Here is a 4,582-nt window from a genome sequence, read left to right on the forward strand (position 1 = left end):
CGCCACAGGTGCGGCGCGACCCCGGCGCATGCCCCCGAAAAATCGGAATCGATTTTCGCCTGGATCATGCGCGGAAAAATTCCACAGCGTCCTTTACGCGCCCAAAAGGACGCGGAGCACTGCAGTTGAGATCAGCTGCTTCAAGGGAAAATGATGCGCACCAGGCTGGAGACGGACCTCATGGTTCATCTCCCGAAACGACGTGCAACACTGGGGCGCGACGCCGTTCGATGCTCGCCCACAGCGCCATGAAGGGGCCGGCGAGCAGCAGGAACGGCGGGATCAGATAGGGAAAGTAGATGCGGGTGTCGTGGATGGGGAAGACGGTGAACGTGGCCAGCGCGCCGAGCACCAGCGCCGCAAACAGGATACCGGCACGGCGGTCGAGCTTGAAGCCGGCGCGGCTGGTCGCATACCACCCCGCCAGCGCCAGCACCGAGACGCCGACCCAGCTGTTCAGGCTGACGGCGCGGACCAGGGAGGCGGCAAGAGCCCGGAGATAGACGACAGCCGAGAAGGGTGGATCGAAACCGTCCATGTTGTAGTGCTGCTCGACGCTGGAGAACCACAGATGCGGCCACCAGCCGGGATGCTGCGCCCAATGCGGGATGGCGAAATAGGCGACCAGGGAGGCGGCAAATCCGGTCAGAGCGCCCCACCCCTTCTGCCGGAAGGCGACCAGCAATGCGGCGAAGATCGCAAGAAAGACGATGTTGTCGGGCCGCGCCATGAAAGCGAGGAAAAGCAGGATCGCGGTGGCCACTTCGCGACGGCGCACATACGCAAAAAGCCCGCCGAGGAACAGCGCGGAGCATAGCAGATCAGGTGTATTTGCCCGCGCCGCGTCACCGAATTCGGCCATGATCAGCACCGCGCCGGCGACCGGCGCCAGCGCTAGGGCGCCTTCGGACCGCAGCCAGAGCAGCGCGATCGCACCGAACAGCAGCACCGACAATACTGAGATCACACGCATCGCCTCAACCGGCGACATCACAGAACTCATCGTCGAAAGGATCTCGGCGTAAAGGAACTTGATCCGGTACATGCCGAGCAGCGAATGGAAGTCGGTGGCATTCCCGGCCATATGACTGCGGAAGCCGCCGCTGTCGTCCGTCAGTGTCTTGTACTCGCCCGCCGAGACGCCGTCCCTAACCGTGCCATAAGCATAGTCGTGCAGCGCCTGCACATCGGGATAGCTGCCCTCCTCGGCGATCGCGAGGTAGGGCAGCATGTCCCAATTGGCGTCGGGGATGAACCATGTCGTCACGGCGATCAACACGATGTAAAGCGCGAAGGCCGCCGCGCCGACCGGTGCGGCAAGACGCGCATAGGTGCCCTCGCCCCATGCCAGACCGGCCTCGGTGACCCGGTCGAGCAGGTTTGTCGAAACGGGAGATTTGGTCAGCATGGTTTCGCTCGGCGGACCTAGCTAGCGGACCTGGCTTTTGACGAAATCCTTCACGATCGACACGATGCCGCGCGACAACAGGCTGTCGAGCGCCTCGACAAAGCGGTCGACATGTTCGCGTTGGCAGATCAACGGCGGTTCGAGACGGATGACATTGCGGTTGTATTCGGTGAAGGCGACGAGCACGTCGTAGTCGCGCAGCAACAGCGCTCCGACGAAGCCGGACAAGGATCCCTTCAGCTTCTCGTCGAGCACGCTGACCACCGGCCGCAGCACCATCGGCAGGGTCTGCGAAAAATCGTGGAATTCCAGCCCGACCATCAGGCCCTTGCCGCGGACCTCCTTGATGATCTTCGGGTATTTTTCCCTCAACGCCTGAAGGCGTTGCAGCAGGTAGTCGCCGGTCACAGCGGCGTTGTCGATGAGCCCCTCGTCGTAAAGCACGTTGAGCGCCTCGATCGAGGTGACGCAGGCCTCACCCATGCCGCCGAAGGTAGCCATGGCGTGGATCATCGCCGTCTTCGGCGTGCCATAGGCCTTCATGTAGACCTCGCGCCTGGCAATCATCGCGCCGACCGCCGCCTTGCCGCCGCCGAGCGATTTTGCCAGCGCCGTCACATCAGGAACGACGCCGTAATGCTCGAAGGCATAGAAACGGCCGGAGCGGCCATAGCCGCACTGCACTTCATCGGCGACCCACAGCACACCGTACTGGTCGCATAGCGCACGCAGCTTCTGCCAGTATTCGGCAGGCGCCTGGATGATGCCGCCACCACCCTGGATGGTTTCCAGCACGATGACGCCGATCTCCGGGTCCGAGCGGAAGGTGCGCTCGACCGCTTCGATGTCGGCGAAAGGGATGCGCGCGACATTGTCGGCCACCTTGAAGTCGGCGCGGTAAAACGAGCCGTCGGTGATCGCCAGCACACCCTTGGTCTTGCCGTGGAAGGAATTCTCGGCATAGACGACCTTTGGCCGCTTCGGGCCGGCGGCGCGCTCGGCGAGCTTCACGGCCGCCTCCATGGCTTCCGAGCCGGACGAGCCCAGAAAAACCATGTCGAGATCGCCGGGCGAGCATTTGGCGAGATTGTTCGCCAGGGCGGCCGCATATTGCGACATGAAAGCGATGGCGATCTCCTGCCGCTTCTCCTCCTGGAACTTCTTGCGCGCTTCGAGAAGGCGCGGATGGTTGTGGCCGAAGGCCAGCGAGCCGAAGCCGCCGAAGAAATCCAGGATCCTGCGGCCGTTCTGATCGATGTAGAACATGCCTTCGGCGAGCTCGATCTTGATCTTGTGGAAGCCGAGCAGCTTCATGAAATGCAGCTGGCCGGGATTGAGATGCGCCTTGAACAGGTCGGTCATGCGCGCGACGTCCATCGCCTTGGCCTGCTCGACGCTGATCAAATCGGGCTTGGCGGTGATGGCGGGCAAAAGCGCCGGCGCGCTGACCGTGGCGCGCGCAGTCGTGTGGTCTGGCTTCGTCATGACGGTCATCTCAAGGGTCTCCTGCTGGCCCATCACTCGGCGGGCACGTGTCTGGCGGCGACGGCGTGGCCGTCTTTCTTGGCGCGGTATTCGCTATAGGCGGCGATCAGCATGTCCTCGTCGCGATATTGCGGCACCCAGCCGAGTTGGCGTTCGGCCTTGGACACGTCGAGCACGCAGTCCTCGTCGACGATCAGATACTGCTCCGGATCCATGATCGGCATGTTCAAGAGATCGAGCAGGTCGAGCGTGCGCTTGACTGCCCAGCCCGGTGTCGGGATCAGGATCGACTTCGACCCGGCATGCCTGATCAGATCGCCGAGCAGTTTCCTGACCGGCGGCGGGTTGAGCGAACCGAGATTATAGGCTTCATCAGGCACGCCGGCTCTCCAGGCGGCGCGCGCTGCCTCGGCGCAGTCGAACACCGAGATGAACTGATACGGGTTCTTGCCCGAGCCGATCATAGGCACCGGAAGATTCCAATCGATCAGCTTGAACAGTTTTTCGAGGATGCCGAGGCGGCCGGGACCGATGATCAGGCGCGGCCGAAACAGCGAGATCGACATGCCGCGCTTGCGCCATTCGGCGGCCAGCTCCTCGGTCTTCTGCTTCGACCAGCCATATTCGCCGAGCGGCGCGACCGGATGTTCCTCGGTCATCGGCTGCGTGATCGTATGGCCGTAGATCATGTCGGTCGTGTAATGGACGAGCTTGGGCGCGCCGGCTCTGTCCATCGCCTTTATGATGTGCTCGGTGCCGTGGAAGTTCACCGGGAAGAAGAACTGGTGGCGCTTGGCGCGCACCTGGATCGGCGACAGCATTTTCGCCGAAAGATTATAGACCATGTCGTCGGCCTTCAGCCCGACCGAAGCGACCGAGGCCGGATCGGTGACGTCGCACCTGACATATCGGACCGAACGGTAATGCGGCAGGTCGCTCTTGGCGATGTCGGCGACGACCACCTCCTCGCCGTCGGCCAGAAGTTTCGGGGCAAGGTGGCGGCCGACGAAACCGTCGCCGCCAAAGATCACATGTCTCATCGAACAATCCCGCTGGTGTGAATCTTGTCGGGGGAAAGGCCAGCCGTCTCGTCCTCGTGCTCTCGATCGCCCAAGTCCCGGCCACTTTGGGCGATCAGCACCGTGCCGACGCAGATGAAGGCGATGCCGGCGATGCGCCAGGCATTGAGGTTTTCGCGGAAGATGAAATAGGCGAAGATAGCAACGGCGACATAGGCGAGGCTGAGGAACGGATAGGCGAAGCTGAGCTCGACCTTGGACAGCACATAGAGGTGCGAAGCCATCGAGATGACGAAGGTGCACAGGCCGAAGAAAACCCACGGGCTGAAGACAATCTGCAACAGCTTCAGCAACGGATTGGTGCCCTCGAAGGAGATCGTACCGAGTGACATCATGCCCTGCTTCAGCATGAGCTGCGCAGCGGCGTTGGTCATGACCGTGAACAGAATGAAGACGATGTATTTCATGTTTATTCCGCCAGCCCTTCAGCCGTTCTATTACAAACCTGCAAACGCTTCATGAAGCACAAAACGTTTTAAGCAAATGTTGGTCTATAGACCGTTAATCACGAACTGTTCTAATTTTATCTATTCTGCGGCTTCAGCGGTTTCGCGCCGAGCCTCGAGTTTTTTCGCCGTTCGCGCCCAGAAACTCGACATGAAGGCGGGAT

At 61.5% G+C, this 4,582-nt stretch carries 4 protein-coding genes; all 4 read right to left on the reverse strand.

Annotated elements, in window-relative coordinates:
* Window positions 1-178 precede the first annotated feature (178 nt).
* The 4 genes from EOA86_RS23255 to EOA86_RS23270 are packed head-to-tail and all read right to left on the reverse strand — an operon-like array spanning window position 179 to window position 4,379.
* Window positions 179-1,408: a DUF2029 domain-containing protein gene (locus EOA86_RS23255; RefSeq protein WP_128343796.1), complete on the reverse strand. Its 1,230-nt coding sequence runs from the start codon at window positions 1,406-1,408 to the stop codon at window positions 179-181.
* A gap of 21 nt (window positions 1,409-1,429) precedes the next feature.
* Complete coding sequence (locus EOA86_RS23260) at window positions 1,430-2,902, reverse strand: aspartate aminotransferase family protein (RefSeq protein ID WP_128343798.1); 1,473 nt, start codon at window positions 2,900-2,902, stop codon at window positions 1,430-1,432.
* A gap of 23 nt (window positions 2,903-2,925) precedes the next feature.
* Window positions 2,926-3,933: an NAD(P)-dependent oxidoreductase gene (locus EOA86_RS23265; protein WP_128343800.1), complete on the reverse strand. Its 1,008-nt coding sequence runs from the start codon at window positions 3,931-3,933 to the stop codon at window positions 2,926-2,928.
* Entirely contained in the window at window positions 3,930-4,379 is a 450-nt protein-coding gene (locus EOA86_RS23270; protein WP_127208979.1) for an EamA family transporter, read from the reverse strand. The genes EOA86_RS23265 and EOA86_RS23270 overlap by 4 nt, the downstream gene beginning before the upstream one ends.
* Window positions 4,380-4,582: the final 203 nt, after the last annotated feature.

Origin of the sequence: Mesorhizobium sp. M5C.F.Ca.IN.020.32.2.1 (assembly GCF_004023105.1) — a bacterium.
GTDB classification, from domain to species: Bacteria; Pseudomonadota; Alphaproteobacteria; order Rhizobiales; family Rhizobiaceae; genus Mesorhizobium; species Mesorhizobium wenxiniae.

Coding starts and splice junctions, on each gene's coding strand:
- EOA86_RS23265 (WP_128343800.1), bottom strand. CDS start 3,933: ATGAGACATGTGATCTTTGGCGGCGACGGTTTCGTCGGCCGCCACCTT.
- EOA86_RS23270 (WP_127208979.1), bottom strand. CDS start 4,379: ATGAAATACATCGTCTTCATTCTGTTCACGGTCATGACCAACGCCGCT.
- EOA86_RS23255 (WP_128343796.1), bottom strand. CDS start 1,408: ATGCTGACCAAATCTCCCGTTTCGACAAACCTGCTCGACCGGGTCACC.
- EOA86_RS23260 (WP_128343798.1), bottom strand. CDS start 2,902: ATGACCGTCATGACGAAGCCAGACCACACGACTGCGCGCGCCACGGTC.